The 26,945-nt window shown below is 65.9% G+C and carries 24 protein-coding genes; 13 read left to right on the plus strand and 11 right to left on the minus strand.

Annotation, left to right across the window (positions count from 1 at the left end):
• Positions 1-113: 113 nt before the first annotated feature.
• The gene (ahcY, locus tag RN629_RS10565; protein WP_407035207.1) at positions 114-1,532 is read right to left on the minus strand and encodes an adenosylhomocysteinase; all 1,419 of its coding nucleotides are present in this window, start codon (positions 1,530-1,532) and stop codon (positions 114-116) included.
• A gap of 245 nt (positions 1,533-1,777) precedes the next feature.
• On the minus strand, positions 1,778-2,341 hold the full coding sequence (locus RN629_RS10570) for a YqgE/AlgH family protein (RefSeq protein WP_407035208.1): 564 nt from the start codon (positions 2,339-2,341) through the stop codon (positions 1,778-1,780).
• A 123-nt stretch (positions 2,342-2,464) separates the two neighbouring features.
• Here RN629_RS10570 and RN629_RS10575 point away from each other — a divergent pair, with 123 nt between their 5' ends.
• The 4 genes from RN629_RS10575 (at position 2,465) to RN629_RS10590 (ending at position 5,238) form a co-directional block, all read left to right on the plus strand.
• Positions 2,465-2,944, plus strand: a complete 480-nt coding sequence (locus tag RN629_RS10575; RefSeq protein WP_407035209.1) for a peroxiredoxin — start codon at positions 2,465-2,467, stop codon at positions 2,942-2,944.
• A 97-nt stretch (positions 2,945-3,041) separates the two neighbouring features.
• Entirely contained in the window at positions 3,042-3,227 is a 186-nt protein-coding gene (locus RN629_RS10580; RefSeq protein ID WP_407035210.1) for a hypothetical protein, read from the plus strand.
• 87 nt (positions 3,228-3,314) lie between these two features.
• On the plus strand, positions 3,315-4,751 hold the full coding sequence (locus RN629_RS10585; protein ID WP_407035211.1) for an AMP nucleosidase: 1,437 nt from the start codon (positions 3,315-3,317) through the stop codon (positions 4,749-4,751).
• Between the two features lie 58 nt (positions 4,752-4,809).
• Positions 4,810-5,238, plus strand: coding sequence for a hypothetical protein (locus RN629_RS10590; RefSeq protein ID WP_407035212.1), 429 nt, complete (start codon positions 4,810-4,812; stop codon positions 5,236-5,238).
• A gap of 80 nt (positions 5,239-5,318) precedes the next feature.
• On the opposite strand, the gene RN629_RS10595 is transcribed toward RN629_RS10590, so the two are convergent.
• The 3 genes from RN629_RS10595 to RN629_RS10605 form a co-directional block, all read right to left on the minus strand.
• Entirely contained in the window at positions 5,319-7,148 is a 1,830-nt protein-coding gene (locus RN629_RS10595) for a M2 family metallopeptidase (RefSeq protein WP_407035213.1), read from the minus strand.
• A gap of 76 nt (positions 7,149-7,224) precedes the next feature.
• Positions 7,225-7,986: an alpha/beta fold hydrolase gene (locus RN629_RS10600; RefSeq protein WP_407035214.1), complete on the minus strand. Its 762-nt coding sequence runs from the start codon at positions 7,984-7,986 to the stop codon at positions 7,225-7,227.
• Positions 7,987-8,136: 150 nt separating this feature from the next.
• Positions 8,137-8,916 carry a helix-turn-helix domain-containing protein gene (locus RN629_RS10605; RefSeq protein WP_407035215.1) on the minus strand — a complete coding sequence of 260 codons (780 nt, stop codon included), beginning with the start codon at positions 8,914-8,916 and terminating at the stop codon, positions 8,137-8,139.
• A 198-nt stretch (positions 8,917-9,114) separates the two neighbouring features.
• On the opposite strand from RN629_RS10605, the gene RN629_RS10610 reads away from it, so the two are divergent.
• A complete protein-coding gene (locus RN629_RS10610; RefSeq protein WP_407035216.1) occupies positions 9,115-9,648 on the plus strand; it encodes a hypothetical protein in 534 nt (177 codons plus the stop codon).
• A gap of 126 nt (positions 9,649-9,774) precedes the next feature.
• Complete coding sequence (locus RN629_RS10615; RefSeq protein ID WP_407035217.1) at positions 9,775-10,419, plus strand: YitT family protein; 645 nt, start codon at positions 9,775-9,777, stop codon at positions 10,417-10,419.
• 98 nt (positions 10,420-10,517) lie between these two features.
• Here RN629_RS10615 and RN629_RS10620 read toward each other — a convergent pair whose 3' ends face one another.
• The 3 genes from RN629_RS10620 to RN629_RS10630 all read right to left on the minus strand — a co-directional run bounded on the left by RN629_RS10620 (position 10,518) and on the right by RN629_RS10630 (position 14,818).
• Positions 10,518-11,546 carry an aspartate-semialdehyde dehydrogenase gene (locus RN629_RS10620; RefSeq protein ID WP_407035218.1) on the minus strand — a complete coding sequence of 343 codons (1,029 nt, stop codon included), beginning with the start codon at positions 11,544-11,546 and terminating at the stop codon, positions 10,518-10,520.
• A 163-nt stretch (positions 11,547-11,709) separates the two neighbouring features.
• Entirely contained in the window at positions 11,710-12,426 is a 717-nt protein-coding gene (locus tag RN629_RS10625) for an MgtC/SapB family protein (RefSeq protein ID WP_407035219.1), read from the minus strand.
• 145 nt (positions 12,427-12,571) lie between these two features.
• The gene (locus tag RN629_RS10630) at positions 12,572-14,818 is read right to left on the minus strand and encodes a S9 family peptidase (RefSeq protein ID WP_407035220.1); all 2,247 of its coding nucleotides are present in this window, start codon (positions 14,816-14,818) and stop codon (positions 12,572-12,574) included.
• Between the two features lie 237 nt (positions 14,819-15,055).
• Here RN629_RS10630 and RN629_RS10635 point away from each other — a divergent pair, with 237 nt between their 5' ends.
• Positions 15,056-15,712: a DUF6975 family protein gene (locus RN629_RS10635; RefSeq protein WP_407035221.1), complete on the plus strand. Its 657-nt coding sequence runs from the start codon at positions 15,056-15,058 to the stop codon at positions 15,710-15,712.
• 136 nt (positions 15,713-15,848) lie between these two features.
• Positions 15,849-16,385 (plus strand): CHAP domain-containing protein, encoded by a 537-nt coding sequence (locus RN629_RS10640; RefSeq protein WP_407035222.1) that lies wholly within the window; start codon positions 15,849-15,851, stop codon positions 16,383-16,385.
• Between the two features lie 119 nt (positions 16,386-16,504).
• Here RN629_RS10640 and RN629_RS10645 read toward each other — a convergent pair whose 3' ends face one another.
• Positions 16,505-17,599 carry an anhydro-N-acetylmuramic acid kinase gene (locus tag RN629_RS10645; protein WP_407035223.1) on the minus strand — a complete coding sequence of 365 codons (1,095 nt, stop codon included), beginning with the start codon at positions 17,597-17,599 and terminating at the stop codon, positions 16,505-16,507.
• A gap of 147 nt (positions 17,600-17,746) precedes the next feature.
• Between RN629_RS10645 and rimO the strand changes: the two genes are divergently transcribed.
• Positions 17,747-19,087, plus strand: coding sequence for a 30S ribosomal protein S12 methylthiotransferase RimO (rimO, locus tag RN629_RS10650; RefSeq protein ID WP_407035224.1), 1,341 nt, complete (start codon positions 17,747-17,749; stop codon positions 19,085-19,087).
• Here the strand turns inward: rimO and RN629_RS10655 are convergent.
• A complete protein-coding gene (locus RN629_RS10655) occupies positions 19,071-19,337 on the minus strand; it encodes an MAPEG family protein (protein ID WP_407035225.1) in 267 nt (88 codons plus the stop codon). The two genes, rimO and RN629_RS10655, sit on opposite strands and share 17 nt — an antisense overlap.
• A gap of 364 nt (positions 19,338-19,701) precedes the next feature.
• Here RN629_RS10655 and RN629_RS10660 point away from each other — a divergent pair, with 364 nt between their 5' ends.
• Both RN629_RS10660 and RN629_RS10665 read left to right on the plus strand, forming a co-directional pair.
• Complete coding sequence (locus tag RN629_RS10660; RefSeq protein ID WP_407035226.1) at positions 19,702-21,102, plus strand: serine hydrolase domain-containing protein; 1,401 nt, start codon at positions 19,702-19,704, stop codon at positions 21,100-21,102.
• Positions 21,099-22,478, plus strand: a complete 1,380-nt coding sequence (locus tag RN629_RS10665) for a leucyl aminopeptidase family protein (protein WP_407035227.1) — start codon at positions 21,099-21,101, stop codon at positions 22,476-22,478. Before RN629_RS10660 ends, RN629_RS10665 begins: the two co-directional genes overlap by 4 nt.
• A gap of 82 nt (positions 22,479-22,560) precedes the next feature.
• Here the strand turns inward: RN629_RS10665 and tpiA are convergent, their stop codons facing one another.
• Positions 22,561-23,307, minus strand: coding sequence for a triose-phosphate isomerase (tpiA, locus tag RN629_RS10670; protein WP_407035228.1), 747 nt, complete (start codon positions 23,305-23,307; stop codon positions 22,561-22,563).
• A 134-nt stretch (positions 23,308-23,441) separates the two neighbouring features.
• On the opposite strand from tpiA, the gene RN629_RS10675 reads away from it, so the two are divergent.
• Both RN629_RS10675 and trpE read left to right on the plus strand, forming a co-directional pair.
• The gene (locus RN629_RS10675) at positions 23,442-25,394 is read left to right on the plus strand and encodes a peptidylprolyl isomerase (RefSeq protein ID WP_407035229.1); all 1,953 of its coding nucleotides are present in this window, start codon (positions 23,442-23,444) and stop codon (positions 25,392-25,394) included.
• Positions 25,378-26,898, plus strand: coding sequence for an anthranilate synthase component I (gene trpE / locus RN629_RS10680; RefSeq protein ID WP_407035230.1), 1,521 nt, complete (start codon positions 25,378-25,380; stop codon positions 26,896-26,898). The genes RN629_RS10675 and trpE overlap by 17 nt, the downstream gene beginning before the upstream one ends.
• The last annotated feature ends 47 nt before the right edge of the window (positions 26,899-26,945 follow it).

Here is a 26,945-nt window from a genome sequence, read left to right on the forward strand (position 1 = left end):
GCGCCAGATTGAAGACGGTGCGCCGTTTCAAAGAAAAGAGCAGGCTGTCATGCAAAAAGGGCCGCCCTTGCGGACGGCCCCTTGCTCGCGTCGGACCGAAGCCCGGTCGCGGATCAGTAGCGATAGTGGTCCGGCTTGAACGGACCCTCGACCGGCACGCCGATATAGGCAGCCTGCTTTTCGCTCAGCTTCGAGAGCTGGACGCCCAGCTTTTCGAGGTGGAGCGCGGCGACCTTCTCGTCGAGGTGCTTCGGCAGGACATAGACTTCGTTCTTGTAGTTCTCGGACTTCGTCCACAGCTCGATCTGGGCGAGCGTCTGGTTGGTGAACGAGGCCGACATGACGAAGGACGGGTGGCCGGTGGCGCAGCCCAAATTCACCAGGCGACCCTTGGCCAGCACGATGATCTGCTTGCCGTCCGGGAATTCGACCAGGTCGGTGCCGGGCTTCACCTCGGTCCACTTGTAGTTGGACAGCGCGGCGATCTGGATCTCGCTGTCGAAATGGCCGATGTTGCAGACAATCGCCATCGGCTTCATCGCCTTCATGTGATCGGCGGTGATGACGTCGGCATTGCCGGTCGCGGTCACGAAGATGTCGGCGCGCTTCACCGCCTCGTCCATCGTCACGACCTCGAAGCCCTCCATCGCTGCCTGCAGCGCGCAGATCGGGTCGATCTCGGTCACGAGCACGCGCGCGCCGCCGTTGCGGAGCGACTGGGCCGAGCCCTTGCCCACGTCACCGAAACCGGCGACCGCGGCGACCTTGCCGGCGAGCATGACGTCGGTGGCGCGACGGATCGCGTCGACCAGCGATTCCTTGCAGCCGTACAGATTGTCGAACTTCGACTTGGTGACCGAGTCGTTGACGTTGATCGCCGGGAAGGGCAGTTCGCCCTTCTTTGCGATCTCGTACAGGCGGTGCACGCCCGTCGTGGTCTCTTCCGACACGCCCTTCAGGTTCTTGACCGTCTGGGTCAGATAGCCCGGCCTCCTGGCGATGAAGGCCTTGACCGAACGCTGGAACTCGACTTCCTCTTCATTCTCCGGCTCGCCAAAGCTCTGACCGGCTTCGAGCTTGGCGCCCCACAGCGCGAACATGGTCGCGTCGCCGCCATCGTCCAGGATGATGTTGGCGGTCTGGCCGTCACCATTCTTGTCCCAGTCGAAGATGTCGCCGACATAGTCCCAATAATCCGCCAGCGACTCACCCTTCACGGCGAAGACCGGGATCCCCGCAGCGGCGATGGCGGCGGCGGCATGGTCCTGGGTCGAGAAGATGTTGCAGGTCGCCCAGCGGACGTCCGCGCCCAGCGCGGTCAGCGTTTCGATCAGCACGGCGGTCTGGATCGTCATGTGCAGCGAACCGGTGATGCGCGCGCCCTTGAGCGGCTGCGCCGCGCCGAATTCCTCGCGCAGGGCCATCAGGCCGGGCATCTCGGTCTCGGCGATCTTGATCTCGGCGCGGCCGAAATCGGCCAGGCCGATATCCTTGATGACATAATCGTTCTTGGTGGCAGCAGTCGTGGACACGACGGAACTCCGTGCAAAATGGGGCCGACCAAGACGCAGGCTACGCCGATCGGCACGGCCACGCCTTAGCCGCGATCAAAACGGGGATCAAATATAAAGATATCTTTATATGATTGCCCCAGTGCGATGCGATGCGATACGATGCGATGCGATACGACCGCACGTTTCGCGCCGTCCGCCGGTTTCCCGCGGCCAGGGAATGCGCGCCGGAGGCGGAGAAACGCGCCAATGCCTTATCTGATACGTCAGGCAGTACCGCCGCCCATCACCAACTGGCGGGGATCGACCCCGGCCACGCCGAAGGCCGCGTGCCAACGATCCTCCGGCTCGACATCGTACAATATCGCACGCTCGCCCCAGACGTTGAACCAGCAACCCGGTTCGCGCAGCTCCGCTTCCAACTGTCCGGCATCCCATCCGGCATAGCCCAGCGCGACGGCCCAGCGTTCGGGTCCCTTGCCCTCGGCAATGGCACGCAGCACGTCGACGGTGCTGGACAGGATCCAGCGGCCGCCGACATCGATACTGTCCTGCCCCTGCCAGTCATGGGTGTGCAGCACAAAGCCACGGCGCGGTTCGACCGGGCCGCCATAATGAACGGGCGCATCGGGCGCATCGCCATGCGCGATACCGAACTGGTCGAGCAGCGTATGAAAGCCGATGCCGTCGAGCGTCGCGCCCAGCCCGATGCCCAGCGCCCCTCCTTCGTCATGAGCGCACATGGCGATGATCGCGTGATCGAAACGGGCGTCAATCATGCCCGGCATGGCCAGCAGAAATTGGCCGGATAGATAAGTCAGCTGATGCACGGCTCGACTATAGGCATCACCGCTTCGCCTCGCCATGCTTGAAATGCCACGGGGTTCGACGGCATGGACGGGCACGAACGACCGGCGACGTGCCGGGCCGCAATGCCCCGAAGGATTGGAACGATGACGATCAAGGTTGGAGACCGCATCCCCGCCGCCACGTTGGTCAAGGTGACGGCCGAGGGCCCCGAACAGGTGTCGACCACCGATTATTTCGCCGGTCGCCGCATTGCGCTTTTTGCCGTGCCGGGTGCCTTCACGCCGACCTGCTCGGCCCAGCATCTGCCAGGCTTCGTGGCGCAGGCCGATGCCCTGAAGGCCAAGGGCGTGGACGAAATCGCCTGCACGGCGGTCAACGACGCCTTCGTCATGAAGGCCTGGGGCAAGGCCAGCGGGTCGGACGGCATCACGATGCTCGCGGACGGCAATGGCGATTTCGCGCAGGCCGTCGGTCTGACCATGGACGGGTCCAAATTGGGCATGGGCACGCGCAGCCAGCGCTACACCATGCTGGTCCGTGACGGCGTCGTCGAGCAGCTTTTTGTCGAGGCCCCTGGCGAGTTCAAGGTCAGCTCGGCCGAACACCTGCTGGCCCAGATCTGATCGCCCGGACGCGCCGCCGATCGGATAATGCGTGGAACAGCGACCATGGGCGGCGCGTTTTCGGCAATGACCCCATAGCGTTGAGAGGAATATGGTCATGACCACCTATGTCCCCCCTGAGAAACAGGCCCCGGCCAAGAGCTTCGGCGAAAAGGTGAAGGGGCATCCCTATGCCGCCGCGGGGATTGCCGCAGGGGTGGCCGCCGCCGTGGCGGGGGCGGCGTTCGGCGCGGCCAAGCTGCGCGGCACGCATGATGACGAGAATTCGTCGCAGGGCGCCTGACGCTCGATCCAACGGAAGGCGGGACGACCGCCTTCCGCCATGCGGGGCCGCTTGCCAGCGCCCGCGACAGCGCCTAGCTCCTCGACCATGACTCAAGCCGTTCAAATCGTCGAGGAACTCGACCGTCTCTACACCGCCTCCGTCACGCGGCTGAAGAACGCACTGACCGCCTATCTCCAGGATGGCACGGTGCCCGGCCTCGACGAGCGCGCGCATGGCTGCTTCGCCTATCCCGAGATCCGGCTCACCTATCGCGGAGAAGCCGGGCGACCGACCCCGATGCGCTCTTTCGGGCGGCTGGTGTCGGCGGGGGAATATCGCATCAGCGTGACCAAACCCGCGTTGTTCAAGGACTATCTGGTCGAACAGCTTACCCTGCTGATCGAGGATTATGATGTTTCGGTCGAAGCGGTCGCCGGGCACCAGGAAATCCCCTTTCCCTATGTTCTCGACCCCGGCCACGCGCTGAGCCTGGACACGGTATCGGCCGCCGAGCTGGCGCGGTTCTTCCCTGCGACCGAGTTGGCGCAGATCGGTGACGAGATTGCCGATGGCCTGTGGATGACTGCCGATGGCGTTCGGCCGCTCGCGCTGTTCGACGGCCTGCGTACCGATTTCTCGCTCGCGCGCCTGCGCCACTATACCGGCACGCCGCCCGAGCATTGCCAGCGCTATGTGCTGTTCACCAATTACCATCGATATGTCGACGAGTTCGTCCGCTGGGGCGCGTCGCAGCTTGGCGAGGGGTCGCGCTTCATCGCGCTGTCGGGTGCGGGCGGGATCGTGATCGAACGTCCCGAGGACGTCGACAAGATCGTCACCGACAGCGCGTGGCGGCGTCACCAGATGCCCGCCTATCATCTGGTCGCCAAGGACGGCACGGGCATCACGCTGGTCAATATCGGCGTCGGCCCGTCCAACGCCAAGACGATCTGCGACCATCTGGCCGTGATGCGGCCCGAAGCATGGCTGATGATCGGCCATTGCGGCGGGCTTCGCCCCAGCCAGCGGATCGGCGATTATGTGCTGGCGCATGCATATTTGCGCGACGACCATGTGCTGGACGACGTGCTGCCGCCGGAAATTCCCGTGCCCGCCATTGCCGAGGTGCAGGTCGCGCTCGCCAATGCCGCGGAGATCGTGTCCGGCCAGTCGGGCGACGAACTCAAGCGTCGGCTGCGCACCGGCACGATCGTGACCACCGACGACCGCAACTGGGAGCTGCGCTACTCCAAATCGGCACTGCGTTTTTCGCTCAGCCGCGCGGTCGGGATCGACATGGAATCCGCGACCATCGCGGCCCAGGGCTATCGTTTCCGCGTGCCCTATGGGACCTTGCTCTGCGTGTCGGACAAGCCGCTACACGGCGAGCTGAAGCTGCCGGGTCAGGCCAATCGCTTTTATGAGCGCGCGATCAGCGAGCATATGCGGATCGGTATCGAGACGTGCGAACAGCTCCGCCGCGAGGGCAACAAACTGCACAGCCGCAAGCTTCGCGCGTTCAGCGAGCCGCCGTTCCGCTGATCGGCAACCCGAGCGACGGGCGGCGCGTTACAGGATCGAACCGATAACAGGGGGTTGATTGTCGATGGTCGATACACCGGATCCGAAAACGCCCCGCCCGCCCCGCCGTCGCGCCAGCCCGAAAACGGCCGGTTCGAGCGCATTCCGCAAGCGCCCACCGGCTAAGGCATCGGACGACACTCTCAAGACCGGGGGCGAGGAAGGCGCATCGGCCGAAACCTCCGCCAAGCCCAAGGTCAAATCGCCACCCAAGCCGCGTTCGACCAAGCGCGCCTCGCCACGTAAGTCACCGCCTCGCCGCCCCACGCCGATCAAGGCCGCCCCAGCGCCCGTGCTGGGCAAACAAGGGCTGGACCGGATCGGCGGCAAGTGGGGGGTGGCGTCCCTCCTCGGTAGCCTTGCCGCCTGCGCGGCGGTCGCGGCGGCCTTGCTATCCCTGCGCGGCAGCACACCGAATGCAGGTGAAAAAGGCACTGCAAGAGACTGAATCGGAGCGATTTATCGCCCATTCAACAGGAGCCCCGGGGGCCATCCCTCCCCAAATGTGCCTTGGGGAGGGATCGGTCATTACCAGCCCTGCGGTTTGCCCTTGTTCTGCTGGTCAAGCCAGGCCTTGAGCGGCGCGAAATATTCGACCAGCGCCTTGCCCGACATCTCACGGCTTCCGGTGAACACCTGAAGCGCATCTGGCCAGGGCCTGGACTGTCCCATCGCCAGCATCGCGTTCAGCCTCTGGCCAACCGCCTTGTTGCCGAAGAAGGAACAAAGGTGCAGCGGCCCCTTCCATCCGGCCTGCTCGCAGGCGGCCTTGTAGAACTGGAACTGTAGCACCCGCGCGAGGAAATAGCGCGCATAGGGCACGCCCGCCGGAATATGGTATTTCGCGCCCGGATCGAACTTCGTTTCATCGCGTGCGACCGGCGGCACCACGCCTTGATATTTCAGGCGCAGCGCGTCCCAGCCCGCCTGATACTGGTTCGCTGCAATCTGGCCGGAGAAGACCCCCCAGCGCCACTTGTCGATCAAGAGGCCGAAGGGGAGGAACGCAACCTTGTCCATCGCCTGGCGCAACAGCAGCCCGATATCTTTGTCGGCACTCGGCACCTTCGCGGCATCGAGCAGGCCGATCTTCACCAGATAATCGGGCGTGATCGACAATGCGACAGTATCGCCGATCGCCTCGTGGAACCCGTCATTCGCGCCGTTCTTATAGAGGAACGGCTGGTCCTTATAGGCGCGCTGATAGTAATTATGGCCGAGTTCATGGTGGATGGTGACGAAGTCGTCGGCATTCACCTTGGTGCACATCTTGATCCGGATATCGTCCAGATTGTCGATGTCCCAGGCCGACGCGTGGCAGATCACCTCGCGATCGGCGGGTTTCACGATCTGCGACCGCTGCCAGAAGGTCTGCGGCAGCGGCGCGAAGCCCAGCGAGGAATAGAAGCCCTCGCCCGCCTTCACCATCTTGACCGGGTCATAGCCCTTGGCCTTGAGCAAGTCGCCGGTGTCATAGCCGACATCGCCCGCGCCCCTGGGCGCGACGAGATCATAGATATTGCCCCATTCCTGCGCCCACATATTGCCCAGCAGGTCGGCACGGATCGGCCCCGTCTTCGACTGGACGGCGTCGCCATATTTCTCGTTGAGCTTCCAGCGGACATAGGTGTGCAGCGCCTTGTACAGCGGCTCGACCTCACCCCAGATCCGGTCGGTCAACTGCGCGAACTGCTCCGGCGTCATGTCATAGCCCGAGCGCCACATCGCCCCCGCATCGGCATAGCCCAGTTCCTTCGCGCCCTGATTGGCAAGCGCGGTCATCTGGGTGTAATCGGCACGCATCGGTGCGCCGACCTGGTCATGCCAGCTGATCCACATTTCCTTCAGGCGGGCGGGGTCGCGCTCGCTGCCCATGGCGGCTTCGATATCCGATCCGTTGATCGGCCGACCGTTCAGCGTGCCCTTGCCCTTGCCATAGGACGACGACATGCGCGTCGTCAGCATCGAAAGCTGCGCCGCCGCACCCGGCGTGGTCGGCGCCGGCAGCGTGATCCCGCCGCGCAGCAGATCGAGCTTGCGCTTGGTGTCATAGGACAATCCCGGCAGCGCCTGATAACGCGCGGCCCCCAGGCCATAGCGGACCGCGAGATCGGTCATTTCCGCACCGGACGCGGCGGCCAGGGCATCGGTGTCGTCGGTGATATAGGTCGCATTGACCCAGGCGATCTGCTGCGCCCCGATCGACTTTTCGCCCAGCGTCTTCTCGGCCTCCGCGACAAAAGCATCGGCCCCCGCGACAGTGGCGGGCGGCGGGCTCGCGGGAGCGGCGGTCTGCGCCTGGGCGGCACCCGCCAGCGCGATGGCGAGGATGCTGCCGGAAACGGCGAAACGGATCATGATTATCCCCCTGTTATCCTGAAAACCCTCGAAACGGGGTCGCTGGAATATAGTTGCGCGGCTTTGTCCGCCCCCGTCAAGCCGCGAGAAACTGCGCGATTGCCGCCCCCAGTTCGGGTTTCGTCACCGAACTCATGTGGTTGCCCGGAATCTCGACATAGCGTCCGCGCGGCAACGCCTCGGCCAGTTCGACCGCGGCGCCATTGTCGAAATCCTCGACGCCCGCCACCACCAGCGCGGGCAGGTCGAAACCCTCGATCACCGACAGCGGCGTATCGGCGAATGTCTGCAGGATATGGAGCAGCGCCACCGGATCGCCGCCGGTGGTCTTCAGAAATGCCTCGGCCATCCATTCCGGGCTGCCACGCTCATGTTCGCCCAGCCGCGTCAGGATCCTGGTGAAGTGATCGACCCGGCGGTCCGTATGCAGCAGTCCCGCCAGCCCCATGCCCGCGAAGATCGCCTTGCCCGGTTCGGCCCCCGTCGCGAGCATTCGGCACACCGTCCGCGCGCCGAGCGAATAGCCCCCCAAATCATAATCGGTCAGTCCCAGATGCGCGATCAGCGCATGGCCATCACGGGTCAGTGCATCGGCGGGATAGGCGGCGGGATCATGCGGCTTGCCACTTTCGCCATGGGCACGCAGGTCGGGCATGATCACCCAGTAGCCCTTGGCGGCAATGGTGGCGGCGTGACCGTAGCGGATCCAGTTGGTGTACGCGTCGGAGAAATAGCCGTGGATCAGCACCACCGGCCGCCCCTCCCCCATCTCACGCCAGGCGATCGGGGTGCCGTCGAAGCTGTCGAAAAAGCGGATTTCGGGGGCGGTGTCGGCCAAGGGTTCGGTCTCCGGCGTTAGGCTTTACCGGGCCCTCCTAATACGGATTTTGGCGAATGGGGACCTTTCTTGCCGCTGCCCTCACCCTTCCCACTCCCGGTGGGAAAGGGAGGGAGGCGCTAAGCACCGGAAAGGTGAGGGTAGCCTGTTTTAGCCGACATAAATCCCAGCGACCCGCCACTCGCCATTCTCGCGCTCCAGCGTCACCGTCTCGATGATGTCCGCCGACGTCCCGAACCGCGTGTTGAACCGCACCATCCGATAACCGGCGGGCGGCGCGGGGCTGTCGTCCTGGCTCAGGAAGGTGCGTGACACCATTTTTCCCAAGGGTCCCCGCACCTTCTCCGACGTACTTGCCCAGACCTGTTCGGTGTTGAGCTTGCGGAAGCTGGCCGTAGTCAAGCGATAGCTGTCTGCCCAACGGCTCTGGTCGATCAGTTGCACGAAACGTTGCGCGACCTCGACAGCCGCCGGATCGGTCGCCGTCGTGGAAGTCGGAGCCGCCTGGGGTGGTGTGGAGGCCATATGGGTCAAGCCGCCAAGGGCCAGCAGGCTGAAGGCAAGGGTCATGAGCGTCGCTCCGATGATAATCCGGGCACGGCGGATGCCGCGCCCCGCGCCGATGACCGGCGCTGGTTCGTCATCGACCACCGGGGCGGCGCGATCTTCCCCGATCCTCCTGTCCCCCATAAAATCGGGGGGCACGATCGGCGGCTCGCCCTCCACCTCCAAGAGTATCCGCGCCGCCTCGCGGCTGCTTGACACGGCCAGCTTGCGGCGGGCGTCGCGCAGGCGTTCGTTGATGGTGTGGACCGACAGGTTCAACGCGCGCGCAATGGACTTGGCATCATGCCCCCGCACGATCAGACGCAGCGTCTGTTTTTCGCGGTCGGTCAGCGCCCCGACACCGGCTTTGGCGTGCATGGTCATGCCCCCGACCATGCCGCAGCGGGATGCCGCGACCACCCTCAAAAAATTGTACTCTTGACCTGTCAGAGGGGGCGGCAGGCGCGCGATGAGTAGCCTTCTCAGCAGGCCAACGCAAAATGGCCGGAATCCGTGCTTTTTTCTGATTCTCAGCGAGTCACGATGATGGACAAAAGGGGTACAAGCCGTTAGCCGCCGCCCATGGCAGCATCCCTATTCATTCTCCTTGCGGTGATCCTGGCGTTCGCCGGTGGGGGTGGGCCATGGATGCTGATCGCCACGGTCGCGGCGGCGACGGCAGCGGGGACGCGGTTGCCCGATCTCGACACGCCGCTCCAGCTTCAGCATCGCAGCGCGCTGATCCACAGCGTGCTTCCCTTCTACGTCGCGTTGCTGGACAATCGGACATGGCCGGTGGCCGCGGGGCTGGGCTTTGGGGTCGGCTTTCATCTCGCGGCCGATCTCTTCCCGACGACGATGCGTGGCTTCGCCACGATCAAGCTGCCGCTGGTCGGTTCGATCGGGGTCTTGCCCTCCTATCTGTGGATCGGAATCAATGCGGCGGCCAATCTGGTCGGCGCGTTCATCCTTCTGGAACGGATCGCGCCGCATCAGGTTGCCACGGCCGCGCTGGCCGCGATCGGTGTCCTCGGCGCGGCATATCTCTTTCGCGCGCAGGGCGGTCTCTATGCCCTGACGGCACTGGCCGGGATCGGGTGGCTGATCGTGCGATAGTGCAGTTCCTCAGCCCCACCGCCCGAGCCGATTGGCGCGACGCGCGGTTTGCGCTACACAGGGACCATCTGCCGCCAAGAAGCAGGATGAACGGGAGCGGATGCCGGACCTCTAACCGGACACTCCATGACCGCGATCACCGCCTCCGATACCGATACCCTGCCGCCCAGCCCCATTGGCCGCCCGCACAGCCTGTTGGAAGACGCCTATGCGATCTTCATCGGCTGCACGTTGCTGATCGTCGGGCTGGTGTTCCTCAAAGCGGCAGGACTGGTGACGGGGGGCATTGCCGGCGTCGCGCTGCTGCTGTCCTATCTCATCCCGCTGCCGGCCGGGGTCCTGTTCACGCTGGTGAACATTCCCTTCTTCCTGTTCGCGCACAAGGTGATGGGCACCCGCTTCGCGGTGAAGACCGTGCTGGTCAATATCGGCATCGCGGTCGCCTCGGAGATCACGCGGGTGTCGGTGCATATCGACACCGTCCACCCGGCCTTTGCCGCGCTGGTCGGCGGCACCGTGATCGGCATGGGCATCCTGGCGCTTGCCCGGCATCAGGCAGGCGTCGGCGGTACCGGCGTCATCACCATCTGGCTGTTTCGCAAGCGCGGATGGAATATGGGCATGACGCAAATCGCGCTGGACGTCGTCATCCTCAGCCTGGCGATCCCGGTCGTGACCGGCCCGCAACTGATCTGGTCGGCGATCAGCGCCGCGGCAATCAGCCTGATCCTCTTCGCCTGGCATCGGCCGGAGCTTTACGTCGGGCGATAGGCGCAAGCCGCCATGGCGAGCCGCGCGAAGCAATCCAGCGGAACCGACCGGAACCGCTGGACTGCTTCGTAGCGATCCCCTCGCCAGGAGGGGCGGGATCAGCCGCCCTTCTTCAGGTGGCGACGACCGAGCAACTCGGCGATCTGCACCGCGTTCAGCGCCGCGCCTTTGCGCAAATTGTCCGACACGCACCACAGCGACAGGCCGTTGTCGACTGTCGAATCCTCGCGCACGCGGCTGATGAAGGTCGCATAGTCGCCGACGCATTCGACCGGCGTGACGTAGCCGCCGTCCTCGCGCTTGTCGATCAGCATGACCCCGGGTGCCTCGCGCAGGATATCCTGGGCTTCCTGCGCCGAAATCTCATTCTCGAACTCGATGTTCAGCGCCTCGGAATGGCCGACAAAGACCGGCACGCGAACACAGGTCGCGGTGATCTTCACCTTGGGGTCGAGGATCTTCTTGGTTTCGGCGACCATCTTCCACTCTTCCTTGGTCGAGCCGTCGTCCAGGAAGCTGTCGATGTGCGGGATCACGTTGAACGCGATCTGCTTGGTGAACTTCTTGGGCTCGGCCGGATCGCCGACGAAGATGTTGCGGCTCTGCTCGAACAGTTCGTCCATGCCCGCCTTGCCCGCGCCCGAGACGGACTGATAGGTCGCGACGACGACCCGCTTGATCTTCGCCTTGTCGTGGAGCGGCTTGAGCGCGACGACCATCTGCGCGGTCGAGCAATTCGGGTTGGCGATGATGTTCCGGGCGGTGTAGCCGTCGATCGCATCGGGGTTCACTTCCGGCACGATCAGCGGCACGTCCGGGTCCATGCGATAGAGCGACGAATTGTCGATCACCACGCAACCGGCGGCGGCGAATTTGGGGGCGTAGATTTTGGTCGCGTCCGATCCTATCGCGAACAGTGCGATGTCCCAGCCGGTGGGATCGAAATGCTCGATATTCTTGACGGTCAGCATCTTGCCCGTCTCGCCATATTCGATCTGGTCGCCCTGGCTGCGCGACGAGGCGACGACCGCCAGTTCGTCGATCGGGAATTCCCGCTCCGCCAGGATGTTGATCATTTCCCGGCCGACATTACCCGTCGCCCCGGCGACCACTACGCGATAACCCATTCTACCCTCCACTCGGAAGCGTGAGCCGGTAGCGTCATTGCGCGGACACGTCCACCAACTTTGCGAAAAGTGCGCGTTTCCCGACGGGAAGTCTTGGTTGGGATGGAGGCGTCATGACCGTGTGGCACAGGCCCCGGTCTGTGCGGGGCTGGCCGGCATGGGCTCAATCATGCGTACTCGCCGCCCAGGTGGCGTGGGTGATGCCATGGACCGTCTGAAAATGATCGGTGATCCGGTCGAGTTCGCCCGCTTCGACGATCGTGCTGGTCAGGGTGGCGGTGACGGTGATCCGATCCTCTCCCAGTTCCTCGGTTTCCAACTCGCCAACGGGAAGGCCTGCCCCCTCCAGATGTTCGACCAGAAGATCGCCGATCGGCCCCGCCGACGCCGTGCTGGTCGTCAGGCTCACCGAATAGGTCGCCTCGACATGCCGCCCATCGACCGGGATGCGATTGATCGCCTCGACCAGCGGGCGCAATGCGGTGTTGGCGAGCAGCACCATGAAGGTCAGCAGCACGGCCTCCGCCATCATGTCGCTGCCCGCGATCGCCCCGACCGCCGCCGAACACCACAGGGTCGCCGCGGTGTTCAGCCCGCGAACGTTCATCCCCTCCTTCATGATGACGCCCGCGCCCAGAAAGCCGATGCCCGACACGACATAGGCGATGATGCGCATCGATTCGATATCGCCGCCCAGCCGCTGCCCCAGATCGACGAACGCCGCCGCGCCGATCGCGACCAGCGCATTGGTTCGCAGCCCGGCGGTGCGCTGGCGATATTGCCGCTCTGTACCGATCACGGTCCCCAGCACGAAGGCGGTCAGATAGCTGACCAGCGTGTCGAGAAAGGGCCAGAGATGGAAGGTTTTCAGGAATGCCATGTCCACGTCCGTAAATCTTCCCCGTTACTGCGAGGTAGCAGCGCGCAGCGATAAGGGAGGGGGCTTGCCGCACAGGTGCGCCCTACACGGCACGCTCCCCACTATGCTTTGCATGGTCCCCCTCCCCGTAGCAGGCAGGAGCGGATCACTTCTTCGCGGGGTTATCCTTCACCGTCCGATCAAGGAAGTTCAGGATCGTGTGCCACAGATGCTCCGAAATCCCCGGACCGCCGACGCGGTGGGTCTGGCCGGGATAGAGCATCATCTCGAACGGCGTGTCGGTCTTCTGCATCTGGGCGGCGAAGGCGGTCGAATTGTCGAGGAAGACGTTATCGTCGGCCATACCGTGGATCAGCAGCAGCGGATCGTGGATTTTTGCGGCATCGGTGATCGCCTGCGACGTCGCATAGCTTTGCGAATCGGTGCGCGGATCACCCAGATAGCGTTCGGTATAATGGGTGTCGTAGAGCTGCCAGTCGGTGACGGGCGCCCCCGACACGGCGGCGGCATAGACGCCCGGCGTCTTTTCCAGCATCTTGAGCGACATATAGCCGCCATAGGACCAGCCATAGGTCGCGATCCGTGCGGAATCGACGAAGTCCAGGCTCTTCAGATACTTTGCGCCCGCAAGCTGGTCGGCGACCTCAACCGTGCCCATCGCGTGATAGATCGCATCCTCGAACGCCTTGCCACGATTATACGACCCGCGATTGTCGATCTGGAAGAAGATCCAGCCCTGATCGACCAGATATTGCGGCAGCGCGCCCTGCCAGCCACGCGTGACCTGTTGGCCGGTGCCGGGGCCGCCATAATGCTGGAAAAAGACGGGGTAGCGCTTGCCGGGCACCAGCTTGGGGGTAATCATCTCCCAATAGAGCGTCGTGCCGTCATCGGCCTTGATCGTACCGAACTTGGTCTCGCGGTGGCTGGCGAGATAGGGCACATAGGGGTGCCCGGCGACGATCGCATTCTCGTTGATCCAGCTCAGCCGCTTGCCGCTGGTGTCGGCCAGATAGACCTCGGTCGGCTGGCTTGGGCTGGAGCGCGACACGATGAAGCGGCTGGCCGACGAATCCATCGACGCGCTGTTGGTATAGCCGCGCTCGGTCAGGCGGGTGATGACGTTGGGATGCGCGATGTCGACCGCATAGAGATGCTGTTCGAGGACATCGTCCTTCAGCCCGGTGAAATAGAGCCGCCCTTTCGCCTCATCCACGCCGACCAGATTGGTGACGACCCACGGCCCCTTGGTCAGTTGCGTCCACTGGCCATCGGCGAAGCGATAGAGATGGCCATAGCCGTCCCGCTCCGACCGCCAGATCAGGCTGCCGTCCTTCATCGGCCGATAGGCGTCCGACAGGTTCAGCCAGCTCCGGTCGCCCGAACGCTCGGTGAACAGGACCGTCGACTTGCCCGTCACCGGGTCGACGCGCAGCATGTCGAGCCGCTTCTGGTCGCGGCTCTCACGCTGGACCAGCATCGCCAAGCCGTCCGGCGTCCAGTCGACCCGCGCCAGATAGATGTCGGGATTGCTGCCCAGATCGACCTTCACGCGGCCCGACCCGTCCGCCTTCATGACGTAGAGATCGACCAGCGCATTGGGCGTGCCCGCCGCCGGATAGCGTTGTTCGTAGATCTTGGTCCCCGCCGCGCCGATCGCCGCGCGAACCGCGACCTTGACCGGCGCATCGTCGAACCGTTCGACCGCGATATAGCGTTCGTCAGGGCTCCACCAATAGCCGGTGAAGCGGTGCATTTCCTCCTGCGCGACGAACTCGGCCTCACCGAAATGGACGGTGCCGCCGCCATCCTTGGTCAAGGCCCGCGCCTCGCCGCCGTTCAGCGGCATGGACCAGAGGTTCTGGTCGCGCACGAAGCTGACAAAGCCGCCCTTGGGACTGACGATCGGGTTCAACTCGCCGCCGGGCGTGTTGGTCAGGCGACGGACGTGGCCGTCCAGGCTGGCGAGATACAGGTCCCCATCGAGCGGCACCAGAATCGACTTGCCGTCGGGCGCCCAGTCATAGGCGACGATCCCCTTCGATCCGCCGATGCGGGCGCGCTCGCGCTGCATCTTTTCCGCCTCGGACAGTTCCGCACCGGACCCGACCTTCTTCGAATCGACCAGCATCCGTTCCTCGCCGGTGCGCGTATCCCGCGCCCAGAGGTCCAGCCGTTCCTTCTCGTCCGCGCGCGGGCGCAACGACGTCAGCAGCGTCCCATCGGGCGACAGGCGAAGCCCGCGCGGCTGCGAACCCGACAGGTCGGGACTTCCGAAAACTCGGGCCAGCGTCAGGTCGCCGGGCTTTTCCGCCTGTTCAGCCGCCATGGCGGCCGTCCCCAGCGAGGCACCGACCGAAGCCAGCGCCAGAGCCAACACCCATTTGCGCATCCATACCACTCCACACACTGCTGCGGGGCGGTCCTCCCCGTCCCCGATCGACGGGCGTTATCGCGGGGCCACCGCCATCCGGCAAGCCGGTTCGCGGCACGGCTCGCCGCCGATCCTCCGGGCCGATCGCACCGACCACTTCGTAAACCCGTCATTAACGATCTCGGATTAAGCCTTCGCATGTGGGGCGTAAGGACAAGGGCAAACAGCCGACGCAAAGGCTCATTCGGGACGGATATGGGGACCAACACGGCCTTTGACGCGCAGCAGCATGATCGGCGTGGCGACATACCGGGGATTCTCGCCCGGCTGGGCAGCGCGGAACATCCGCATGTCCAGGCGCTTTTGCTGCCCCAGGCGCTGCTCCACGATCTGACGGATGCGATCCACGCCATTTGCACCGTTCATGGCAATCATCCGAGTATGATCGATTATGCCATGGCGCGCGGTATCCAGATCGAAACGCTGCCCTGGCTGATCCAGTCCTCGACCGCCTTTGCGTATGAACGCGCCTATCTCGCAAGCCTGACCTCCGCCGCAGGCCCGCTGCCCTCGACGCCGGGGCAGGCACAGACGGATGCCGCGCTCACCCATCTGCGCCAGACGCTGGAGATGCTGGCCAATTCGGACCGGCGTGGCTGCGCGACCGGCGCTGTCTCGGCCCTGATCCTCGACTGGCGATCGATCCGCCGATTGCTCGACCACGCGTCGGCGCGTTTCGCCCTGCCCGCGCCCAAGAGCATCATGCCCGAACCGATCCTGCACGATGCCGAGGAGGAGGCGCAGATCGTCGGCCTGGCGCGCGCACGCGGATTCGGCGCGACCCAATTGCTCGTCCAGCATCGCGGGCTGTGGGATATCCTCGAGGCCCGCGCCAGCGCCCGACGCGGATAGCCGTCAAGGGTGCGATCACCCTCAATTCCGCTCAATTCATCGCATCGCTATCGCCCCTCGCCGCCCACCCCGCCGTTAACCAATTCCGGCAGGTCGGCGTTAATGCCCGTTTCGTAGCCTTCCGCGTATGAAGGGCATGATTTCCAAGGCAATCCTGTCACTTGCCGCGCTGATCGGCGTGACACCGAGTCCTGCACGCTCGCTTCTCGACTATGTCGGGCAATGCGTACCGTTCGCACGTCAGGCCTCGGGCATCGAAATCTATGGCGACGCCTGGACCTGGTGGCAGCAGGCCGCCGGGAAGTATCCGCGCGGACACACGCCGCGGATCGGCGCGGTCGCGGTCTTCCAGAAGACCGGCCGCCTGCCGCTCGGCCATGTCGCGGTGGTCAGTCGCGTCGTCGAGGACCGGGTGCTGATGCTGACGCATGCCAACTGGTCGGTCCAGAATGGCGAGCGCGGCCATGCCGAACAGGATGTGACGCTGTTCGACGTCTCGCCCGCCAATGACTGGAGCCAGGTCCGCGTGTGGTTCCGCGACTCCGACGGACTGGGCAGCACCACCTATCCGCTCGCCGGGTTCATCTATGCCAAGGGACGCCCCGCACGCGAACTGACCAGCGACCATCCCGATTATGTCGGCGCGCTGATCGACGCCTATGTCGCGCGCTGATTGCGGAGTTTGTCAAAGGCGAGGCCGCTGAACTCGAGCCGGCCTGCTCGCCCGATTCGGGCGGAACGCGAACAAGCCGATCATCGAGACAAGCGCCCCGGCGCTGACCCGCGATCGGTTCAGACCTCGGCCGGACAGCACAGCATGCCACCCGTCATGACCCGAGGCACGCCGGTCGTCCCCGGAAAGCTGATTGGCAGGTCGCGCAACCGCCGGACCGCCATATAGGCGAACCCCTCTGCCTCCAGCGCGTCGCCGTTCCAGCCCAATCTGTCGGTCGGCTCGGGCGTCAGCCCCGTCTCCGCCGCGATCATCGCCAGCATCGTGGCATTGTGCCGGCCGCCGCCCGCGACCAGCAACCGACGTGGCCGCTCTGGCAAATGGTCGAACGCACGCGCGACCGTGCGCGCGGTGAAGGCGGTGAGCGTCGCCGCACCATCCGCCGCGGACAGGCCATGCGCCGCCTCGATCGTGAAGTCATTGCGGTCGAGCGACTTGGGCGGCGCCTGGTCGAACCAACCATGGGCGAGCATCTTGGCGAGCACCGCCGGGTCCACCCGTCCCGCCGCCGCCAGCGCGCCGCCGGCGTCGAAGCGCTGGCCGCATTCGGCCTCCATCCAGTGATCGATCAATCCATTGGCCGGCCCTGTATCGAAGGCGACCAGCGCACCCTCGCGACCGATGAAGGTGATATTGGCCACCCCGCCCAGATTGAGCAGCGCCACCGGCGGTTCAAGCCCGGCCGCCAGCGCCGCATGATAGACCGGGATCAGGGGCGCCCCCTGCCCCCCGGCGGCAACGTCGGCCGACCGGAAGTCATGGACGGTCGCGATGCCCGTCGCATCGGCCAGCGCCTGCCCCTCGCCGATCTGCCACGTCCATCCCCGATCGGGACGATGCGCGACCGTCTGTCCGTGAAAGCCGATGACATCGACCGTCTCCGCCTCCACACCCGCATCGCGCAACAGCTTCTGCACCGCCAGGGCATGGGTCCGCACGATCAACTCGCCCGCCGCTACGATCGGCGGGCTGGCGCGCGGCCGGTCGAAGGTCAGGGCCAGCGCGGTCGCCTCCGCCAGTTCGGCGCGGGCGCTGTCCGAATATGGCTCGCTGCGGAACCCCAGGGGGCGCACCATCCGTTCGCCATCGGTTTCGATCAGCGCCGCATCGACCCCGTCGAGCGAGGTTCCCGACATCAATCCGATCGCCAGCATCGCGCGCCATTCCCTTATCGTCCGGCCCGCATCGCCCGGCCCGGATCGTCCGAATGATCCATGCCGCCATCACGCGGCCCTGTCGACCGGCCTGTGGCAGGCCATCTGGAAAAGCCATCCATTCTGGACTATGTGCGCGCGCATCCCATGGCAACGAAACTCCCAACTCCGCCGCGCGTCGGCATGGTCTCGCTCGGCTGTCCCAAGAACCTGGTCGACAGTGAACGCATCCTGACGCAGCTCCGCGCCGATGGCTATCAGATGTCGCCCGATTATGCCGGCGCCGACGTCGTGCTGGTCAACACCTGCGGTTTTCTCGACTCCGCCAAGGAGGAAAGCCTGGAGGCGATCGGCGAGGCGATCAAGGAAAACGGCCGCGTCATCGTGACCGGCTGCATGGGCAAGGAAGCCGAGGCGATCCGCACCCGCTTCCCGGACGTTCTCGCGATCACCGGGGCGCATGAATATGAGCAGGTGGTGGAGGCCGTCCACGCCGCCGCGCCCGCCAACCTGTCGCCCTATATCGACCTGATCCCCGATGCGGGGTTGAAGCTGACGCCGCGCCACTACAGCTATCTGAAGATTTCGGAGGGCTGCAACCATCGGTGCAGCTTCTGCATCATTCCGTCGCTTCGCGGCGACCTGGTCAGCCGCCGCCCCGACGCGATCCTGCGCGAGGCGGAAAAACTGGTCGCGGCGGGCACGCGCGAGTTGCTGGTCATCAGCCAGGACACCTCGGCCTATGGCATCGACATCCGCAAGGAACCGCGGATGTGGAAGGGGCAGGAGGTCGTGCCGCACATGACCGACCTGGCCCGCGAACTCGGCAGGATCGCGCCGTGGGTGCGGCTGCACTATGTCTATCCCTATCCGCATGTGGATCAGGTGATCCCGCTGATGGCGGAAGGGCTGGTGCTGCCCTATCTGGACATTCCGTTCCAGCATGCCGCGCCCTCGGTACTTCGCCGCATGAAGCGCCCTGGCAACGACGCCAAGGTGCTGCAGCGCATCCACCAATGGCGCGACATCTGCCCGGACATCGCGATCCGCTCGACCTTTGTGGTCGGTTTCCCCGGCGAGACGGTGGAGGATTTCGAGTATCTGCTCGACTGGCTGGATGAAGCCCAGCTCGACCGGGTCGGTGCCTTCCGCTTCGAGCCCGTGGAGGGCGCTGCCGCCAACGCCCTGCCCGATCACGTCCCGGAGGCGGTGAAGGAGGAGCGCTACGCGCGGATCATGGAAAAGACCGCCGCCATCTCCGCCGCCAAGCTCGCCGCCAAGGTCGGCCGCACCCTGCCCGTCATCATCGACGCGGTGGACGAGGAGGGCGGCGCGACCGGCCGCTCCCAGGCCGACGCGCCCGAGATCGACGGCGAGGTCTTCCTGCGCGATGCGGGGCATCTGTCAGTCGGCGATATCGTCCTGGTCGCCATCGAGGACGCCGACGAACACGATCTGTACGGCGTGCCCGTCACAGGAAACGGATAAGCGTCAACGCCAGCCCGACCATCGACACCAGATAGGCCAGCGACCGGACGTACCGAATGCCTAAGATATAGAGCGGCAAGCAGGCGACCCGCGCGAGGAACCTCATCCACGCGCCGGTCGCCGCCAGGCCGCCGTTCTTCCCCGTAGCGGCAAGCCCAAGCGCCAACGCGATGAAAACAGGGCAGGTCTCGCAGTCGTTGGCGAAGGCGCGCTCGGCCCGCCCCGCATGGCGGCCCAGCCGCGCAGCCACTCCATCGCGCGGCCCCGCATCCAGCCGATGCCACGGTCCAACCTCGCCAGTTGCGATTGCAGCGCGATGTGGACGAACAACAGGATGATCGACCAGCCGAGGATGGTCAGTGCTGTGGTCATTCCCCTTCTCCCTGTTTTGCACCACCCCGGCGAAAGCGGGGGTCCAGCTTCGACGCATTATGAGGCACGCGGTGCCCTCCCCCAACGCAGGGACATGGCAACTGGACCCCGGCCTCCGCCGGGGTGGTGTGAGAAAGCCCCATTAAGGCCGAACGGAGGTCGGGGTTTGCAATCAGCCTTCGACACGCCTCCAATCCAACACCCCGTTGCACCGCCCCTGCAAACCTGCTTCCTTGCGCGTCATGAGATACCCGACCCTGCTGGCGGCGATTGCGTTCATCGCCCCTGCCCCGCTCCTTGCCCAGGCCCTGACCCCGGCGGAAATCCAGAAGATCGATATATTGGTCGGCAAGACGCTGTCCGACACCGGCGTCCCCTCCGCCTCGATCGCGGTGGTCCGCGGCGGGAAGATCGTGCTGACCAAGGCTTACGGCAAGCAATATGAGGGACAGAACGGCCCCGCCGACCCGAAACTCCCCTATCAGATCGCCTCGGTGTCCAAGCAGTTCACCGCCGCCGCGATCCTGCTGCTCGCCGATGAGGGCAAGCTGTCGCTCGACGATACGGTCGGCAAATATATCCCCGGCATCACCGATGGCGACAAGATCACCATCCGGCAGTTGCTCAGCCACACCTCGGGCCTGCGCGATTACTGGCCGCAGGATTACAGCTTCAAGGCGATGGCGACCCCGACTACGCCGCAGGGCATCGTCGATCGCTGGGCCAAGGCGCCGCTGGATTTCCAGCCGGGCACCCAATGGCAATATTCCAACACCGGCTATGTCGTCGCGGGGCTCATCGTCGAGAAGGTCTCGGGGCAAGGCCTGCTCGACTTCCTGCAGGCCCGCATCTTCCGCCCGCTCGGCATCCGCGCGCTGGATCAGGACAAGGCGGTCGGGCCGGGTTTCCCGCAAGGCTATTTGCGCCACGCGCTGGGGCCGGTCCGGGTCGAGACGCCGGCCGCGCCGGGCTGGCTCTACGCTGCGGGCGAATTGTCGATGTCGCCGGGCGATCTCGCCAAATGGGACGTGGTGCGCATGGATCGCCGCCTGCTGCCCGCCGCCGCCTGGGCGGTGCAAGAAAGCCCGGTCAAGCTGACCGACGGCACCAGCACCAATTACGGGCTCGGCGTCAGTGTCGGCACGCAGAACGGCCGCCGCGTCGTCGAGCATAGCGGCGAGGCGGTCGGCTTCCTGACCGAGAATATCGTCTATCCCGACGACAAGGCGGCGATCGTCGTCGCGGTCAATGCCTGGTTCGCGGATGCACAGGGGCGGATCGCCAAGGGTGTCGCCGCCATCGTGCTGCCACCAGCCCCGGCCAATGCGGAGGATGCCGCCGCGCTCGACCGCGCCAGGCAGGTCTATGCGCAGCTTCAGGCGGGCCAGCTCGACCGCGCGCTGCTGACCGAGGATGCGGCCTTCTACTTCACGCCCGCCACCATCGCCGATTACCGCACCAGCCTGTCGCCGCTCGGCGCGCCGACCCGGATCGAGCAGGCGGGCAAGACGCGGCTGCGCGGTGGCTTCGTCAACCGCTCCTACCGCGTGACCTATCCGACCCGCTCGCTGCGGATCAGCACCTATGCCGAGCCCGGCGCGAACGGGCGGATCGAACAATTTCTGGTGAGCCCGGTCGAATGATGGATTTTTCCAACCTGCTTCAACCCGATCGTGGCCAGGCGGCCCGCACGATCACCTTGCTCGCGCCCGGCGATTTCGAGGCGTGGCTGGCGCAGCAGTCGGCCGCGACGCGAGCGCTGGCCACCGCGCAGCGTTTTTCCGCCCAGCCGAACACACATCTGCTGATTCCGCACAATGACGATATCTCCGTCATGGCGGGCGCGAGCGATGCCGCGTCGCCCTGGGCGCTGGCTAGGCTGGCCGAGTTGCTGCCGGAGGGAGTCTATCGGCTTGACGGCGTGGATGTCGGGGCGAATGCGCTGGGTTGGCTGCTCGGCCAATATCGCTTCACCCGGTATCGCAAGGGCGAGGATTCGGGGGCCCGTGTCCTGCTGACGCGGGATGTCGCACATCGGGACGAGATGGTCCGTCTCGCCGCCGCGACGGCGTTGGTCCGCGATCTGGTCAACACCGGCGCGGGCGATCTGGGTCCAGCCGAGCTCGAAGCCGAGGCCGCGACGCTGGCGCGCACCCATGGCGCGGCCATGGCGGTCACGGCGGGCGAAACGCTGGCGCGCGACTATCCGATGATCCATGCCGTCGGACAGGCAGCGGTCCGCGAGCGCGGTCCCCGGCTGATCGAACTGCACTGGGGCGACCCCGCGCATCCGCGCATCGCCATTGTCGGCAAGGGCGTGTGCTTCGACACCGGCGGGCTGGACATCAAACCGTCGGCGGGCATGCGTCTGATGAAGAAGGACATGGGTGGCGCGGCGCATGCCCTGGCGCTGGCCGGGCTGGTAATGGCGGCTAGGTTGCCTGTACGGCTCCATCTTGTGATCCCGGCGGTCGAGAATGCCGTGTCGGGCGCGGCCTTCCGCCCCGGCGACGTGCTGCGCACTCGCAAGGGCCTGACGGTCGAGAACACGAATACCGACGCCGAGGGCCGGTTGATCCTGGGCGACGCGCTGACCCGGGCGGTCGAGGAGCATCCCGAGCTGATCCTCGATTTCGCCACGCTGACCGGCGCGGCGCGCGTGGCGCTCGGCCCCGATCTGCCGCCGCTGTTCACCGATGACGAAGGGCTGGCGGCGGATCTGCTGGCGGCGGGCGTCGTGGAAGACGATCCCATGTGGCGTCTGCCGCTCTGGGACGGCTATGACGAGATGCTCAAATCCGACATTGCCGACATGGTCAATGCCCCCGATGGCGGCTTTGCGGGCGCGATCACGGCGGCGCTGTTCCTGCGCCGCTTCATACCCCGGAACACCGCCTGGGTGCATCTCGACGTGTTCGCCTGGCGGCCATCGGCCAAGCCGGGACGCCCCAAGGGCGGCGATGCCTATGCACTGCGCGCGGCCTATCGGATGCTGAAGGCACGGTACGCGGACGCCTGAGGCCGAGGCTCAAGCTGGGCGCGGACGGGGGTGTCGGGGCTAATACCCGACACCCTTTCATGCGGCCTCTATCCAGTCTCGCTTAGAGGCGCGCCGCCGCCTCGATGATCGGCACGAACTTTTCGGCCGTCAGGCTGGCCCCGCCGACCAGCGCGCCGTCGACATTCTCGACCGCCAGCAACGTCGCAGCATTCTCGCCGGTGACCGACCCGCCATAGAGGATGCGCACTTCGTCTGCGGCATCGCCGATCAGCATCCGCAGCTTGGCGCGCGCGATGGCATGGATGCTGGCGATATCCTCCACGGTCGGGGTGCGGCCGGTGCCGATCGCCCAGCGCGGTTCATAGGCCAGGGTGAACCAGCTGCCGTCCGCATTGTCGGGCACCGATTTCTCGATCTGCGCCTGCACCACGCGTTCGGCGCGCCCCGCATTACGCTCCGCCTCGGTCTCTCCGCAGCACAGGATCACGTGCAATCCGCTCCGATGCGCCGCCGCCGCCTTGGCCCAGGCATCCTGGCTGGTCTCACCCTGGTCCGCGCGCCGCTCGCTATGGCCGACGATGGTGAAGGACGCCCCCGCTTCCTTGACCATGCCCGCCGAAACGCAACCGGTATGCGCGCCCGAATCGCGGTCGTGCACATCCTCCGCGCCGATCGCCAGACCCGGCACCCGTTCCGCCGCCGGCGCGATCAGGGTGAAGGGCACCGCCATCGCGACATCGACCCCCTTTGCGCTTTTCGCCGCCGCCGCGATCGCATCCAGCTCCGCCAGCGCCGCGCGCGAACCGTTCATCTTCCAGTTGCCCGCGACCAATTTGCGCCGTGCCATATCGTGGCCTCCATGAGTCGACTGTTATACGCGTTCAACATCGATAGCGGATCGCACGCATCGCACAAGCTTGATGCCGACGCGACTGCCCCCTAAAGCACAGGGCCTATTTATCCCTTGCCGATCGGTCGTCCATGCTCAGCTTCTTCCGCCGGATCATCAATTCCAAGGCCGGCGTCGTCGTGGCCTTCATCGTCCTGGGGATCATTGCGATCGCCTTTGCGGCGGGTGACGTGTCCAACATCGCCGGGCTTGGCGGCGGCCTGAGCGGCTCCAACGTGGCGAAGGTCGGCGGGGCCAAGATCACCGTCAACGACCTGCGCACCGCCGCGCAGAACGAAGTGGCAGCCTATCGCCAGGAACAGCCCGGTGTCGACATGGCGCAGTTCATCGGTGCGGGTGGGTTCGAAGGCGTGTTGCAGCGCGAAGTTACCGGGCTGGCGCTCGAACAGTTCGGCAAGGATCAGGGCATGGTGGTCTCGCGCCGCCTGATCGATGGGCAGATCGCCTCGATCCCCGCCTTTCGCGGTCCGAACGGCCAGTTCGATCCCGCGCTCTATCATCAGCTTCTGGCGCAGCGGAAGATGACCGACGCGCAGGTGCGCACCGATCTGGAACGGACGCTCTATGCGCAGCAACTGACGGTTCCGACCATCGGCGCGACGCAGCTCGCGATGCAGATGGCGCTGCCCTATGCCTCGCTGCTGCTCGAAAAGCGCAATGGCGAGGTGGGCTACATCCCGACCCGCCTGGCCGCCGCAGGTCCCGCGCCGAGCGATGCCGATATCCAGACCTTCTACACCCGCAACGTGCAACGCTATACGCTGCCGGAGCGCCGCATCGTCCGCTACGCGCTGGTGATGCCCGCCGCGATCGCCGCCAAGGCGGTGCCCAGCGAGGCGGAGATCGCCGCTTATTATCAGAAGAACCAGGCGCGCTACGCCGCCGCACAGAAGCGCGACGTGACCCAGGTCATCATCGCCGATCAGGCGGGCGCGACCGCCCTCGCCGCGCGGGCCAAGGGCGGCGCCAGCCTGAACGAGGCCGCGCGCGCCGCCGGCCTTGAGGCATCGGCCCAGAAAGGCGTCGACAAGGCGACCTATGCCGCGCAGAGTTCGGCCGCCGTCGCCGACGCCGTCTTCGGCGCAGCACAGGGCGCGGTCGTCGGCCCGGTGCGCGGCACGCTGGGCTTTGTCGTGGCGAAGGTCGATGCGATCACCCAGGTACCCGGCAAGACGCTGGCCCAGGCGCGGGCCGAGATCGTCGCCGAACTGACCAAGGAGAAGCAGGCCGCCGCACTGGGCGAGTTGCGCAACGCGATCGAGGATTCCCTGTCGCGCAATGCGACCTTTGACGAGGTGATCGCCGACCGGAAGCTTCAGGCGCAGACGACCCCGGCGGTCACCGCCCAGGGTCAGGCCCCCGATGCCCCGACCTTCCAGCCCTCGACCGAACAGCGCGCGATGATCACGGCTGCCTTCACCGCCGAGGAAGGCGATGCGCCGCAGATCGTGCCGATCGGGCAGGATGGCGGCTTCGCCGTCGTCGGCGTCGGCCAGATCCAGCGTTCGGCCCCGCGCGCGCTGGCCCAGGTCCGCAACCAGGTCCTGGCCGACCTCAACGCCGATCGCGCCCGCACCGCCGCGCGAAAGCTCGCCAATGCGGTCCTCGCCAAGATGAACAAGGGGATGCCGATGGCGCAGGCGCTGAAGGAAACGGGCCTGCCCGTGCCGCCGGTCCGCCCGATCGTCGCCTCGCGTCGCGACCTCGCCGCTGCACAGAACACACCGGCCGCCGCACCGCTCGCCCTGCTCTTCTCGATGCCGCAGGGCAAGGCCCGGACGCTGGAAGCTCCCGCGAACAAAGGCTGGTACATCATCCGCAACGTGCGGATCGAACCGGGCAATGCCACCGGCAACACCGCCGCGATCCAGGCGGCGCGCGGCGACATAGGCCGCCTGATCGGCCGCGAATATGTCTCGCAATTCGCCCATGCCGTGCGCGACACGGTCGGCGTGAAGACCGATCCCAAGGCGATCGCGAAGCTGCGCTCCGAGCTGCTCGCCGGGAGTGGTTCCGATAACTGAGCGGGCTCACACTGGCGACGCGGTCGATCATCTGACCCGCGGGCGCCCCGCGCTGATCTGGCGCCGCCAGATCGCCGACACCGAAACTCCGGTGGCGGCCGCGCTCAAGCTGATCGAGCCGGGCCGGGGTGACTTCCTGCTCGAATCGGTCGAGGGCGGTGCGACGCGCGGGCGCTACAGCCTGATCGGCATCGCGCCCGATCTGGTGTTCCGCGCCCAGGGGCATCAGACGGCGATCAACCGCCATTGGGACAGCGACCGCGAGGCATTCGACCCCTGCCCCGCGCCCACGCTGGAGGCGTTACGCGCGCTGGTCGCGGAATGCCGCGCCGACGTGCCGGAGGGACTGCCCCCCGCGCTCGCGTGTCTGGTCGGCTATTTCGGCTATGAGACGATCGGGCTGGTCGAGCAATTGCCCCAGCCCGCGGCCGATCCGCTCGGCCTTCCCGACATGATCTTCGTGCGGCCGACCGTGATCCTGGTGTTCGATCGCCTGGCCGATGCGCTGTATCTCGTTGCTCCGGTCTGGCCCGATGCGCGGCGGGACGCGGCGCAGGCCGTCGTCGAGGCGGAGGAGCGGCTCGATGCCGTCGCCGCGCGGCTCGCCTCCACGCCTTTGCCGCCGCCAGTTCGGGCGGACCTTCCCGAACCCGCCTACACGCCCGCCCTGCCCGCCGGGCGCTATGGCGCGATGGTGGCGCGCGCGAAGGACTATATCGTCGCGGGTGACATTTTTCAGGTGGTCCTGGCGCAACGTTTCTCCGCGCCGTTCGCACTCCCCCCGTTCGAACTGTATCGCAGCCTGCGGCGGATCAACCCCTCGCCCTTCCTCTACCATCTCGACCTGCCCGGCTTCTCGCTGATCGGGTCGAGCCCGGAAATCCTGGTCCGGGCGCGCGATGGCGAGGTGACGATCCGGCCGATCGCGGGGACGCGGCCGCGCGGCCGGACCAGCGCGGAGGACGCGGCGAATCGCGACAGCCTGCTGGCAGATCCCAAGGAACGCGCCGAGCACCTGATGCTGCTGGACCTGGGCCGCAACGATGTCGGCCGTGCCGCGACGGCGGGCAGCGTGCGCGTGACCGACAGCTACACGGTCGAATTCTACAGCCATGTGATGCACATCGTGTCCAACGTCGTCGGCCGCCTGGACGAGGGCAAGGATGCTCTCGACGCGCTGTTCGCGGGCTTCCCGGCCGGCACGGTCAGCGGCGCTCCCAAGGTTCGCGCCTGCCAGATCATCGCCGACCTGGAGCCGGAGCGCCGGGGTGCCTATGCGGGCGGCGTCGGCTATTTTTCGCCCGACGGATCGATGGACTCGTGCATCGTGCTGCGCACCGCCGTGGTCAAGGACGGCACCATCCATGTCCAGGCAGGCGCGGGTATCGTCGCCGACAGCGACCCGGCCTATGAACAGCGCGAATGCGAGGCCAAGGCGGGTGCGATGCTCGCCGCCGCCCGCGAGGCCGTGGCCCGGGCAGGCGAAGGGGATTACGGCCAGTAAGCGCGCGCAGGGCGATGACGATCGGTCGTCCCGTTCTCGAATCCAGG

Source organism: Facivitalis istanbulensis (genome assembly GCF_040560405.1).
Taxonomy (GTDB): domain Bacteria; phylum Pseudomonadota; class Alphaproteobacteria; order Sphingomonadales; family Sphingomonadaceae; genus Sphingomonas; species Sphingomonas istanbulensis.

Bases quoted from the DNA above. Each gene is read 5' to 3' on its own strand.
- RN629_RS10575 (WP_407035209.1), top strand. From the start codon at position 2,465: ATGACGATCAAGGTTGGAGACCGCATCCCCGCCGCCACGTTGGTCAAG.
- RN629_RS10580 (WP_407035210.1), top strand. From the start codon at position 3,042: ATGACCACCTATGTCCCCCCTGAGAAACAGGCCCCGGCCAAGAGCTTC.
- RN629_RS10585 (WP_407035211.1), top strand. From the start codon at position 3,315: ATGACTCAAGCCGTTCAAATCGTCGAGGAACTCGACCGTCTCTACACC.
- RN629_RS10595 (WP_407035213.1), bottom strand. From the start codon at position 7,148: ATGATCCGTTTCGCCGTTTCCGGCAGCATCCTCGCCATCGCGCTGGCG.
- RN629_RS10605 (WP_407035215.1), bottom strand. From the start codon at position 8,916: ATGACCATGCACGCCAAAGCCGGTGTCGGGGCGCTGACCGACCGCGAA.
- RN629_RS10610 (WP_407035216.1), top strand. From the start codon at position 9,115: ATGGCAGCATCCCTATTCATTCTCCTTGCGGTGATCCTGGCGTTCGCC.
- RN629_RS10615 (WP_407035217.1), top strand. From the start codon at position 9,775: ATGACCGCGATCACCGCCTCCGATACCGATACCCTGCCGCCCAGCCCC.
- RN629_RS10620 (WP_407035218.1), bottom strand. From the start codon at position 11,546: ATGGGTTATCGCGTAGTGGTCGCCGGGGCGACGGGTAATGTCGGCCGG.
- RN629_RS10625 (WP_407035219.1), bottom strand. From the start codon at position 12,426: ATGGCATTCCTGAAAACCTTCCATCTCTGGCCCTTTCTCGACACGCTG.
- RN629_RS10630 (WP_407035220.1), bottom strand. From the start codon at position 14,818: ATGCGCAAATGGGTGTTGGCTCTGGCGCTGGCTTCGGTCGGTGCCTCG.
- RN629_RS10635 (WP_407035221.1), top strand. From the start codon at position 15,056: ATGGGGACCAACACGGCCTTTGACGCGCAGCAGCATGATCGGCGTGGC.
- RN629_RS10640 (WP_407035222.1), top strand. From the start codon at position 15,849: ATGATTTCCAAGGCAATCCTGTCACTTGCCGCGCTGATCGGCGTGACA.
- RN629_RS10645 (WP_407035223.1), bottom strand. From the start codon at position 17,599: ATGCTGGCGATCGGATTGATGTCGGGAACCTCGCTCGACGGGGTCGAT.
- rimO (WP_407035224.1), top strand. From the start codon at position 17,747: ATGGCAACGAAACTCCCAACTCCGCCGCGCGTCGGCATGGTCTCGCTC.
- RN629_RS10660 (WP_407035226.1), top strand. From the start codon at position 19,702: ATGAGATACCCGACCCTGCTGGCGGCGATTGCGTTCATCGCCCCTGCC.
- RN629_RS10665 (WP_407035227.1), top strand. From the start codon at position 21,099: ATGATGGATTTTTCCAACCTGCTTCAACCCGATCGTGGCCAGGCGGCC.
- tpiA (WP_407035228.1), bottom strand. From the start codon at position 23,307: ATGGCACGGCGCAAATTGGTCGCGGGCAACTGGAAGATGAACGGTTCG.
- RN629_RS10675 (WP_407035229.1), top strand. From the start codon at position 23,442: ATGCTCAGCTTCTTCCGCCGGATCATCAATTCCAAGGCCGGCGTCGTC.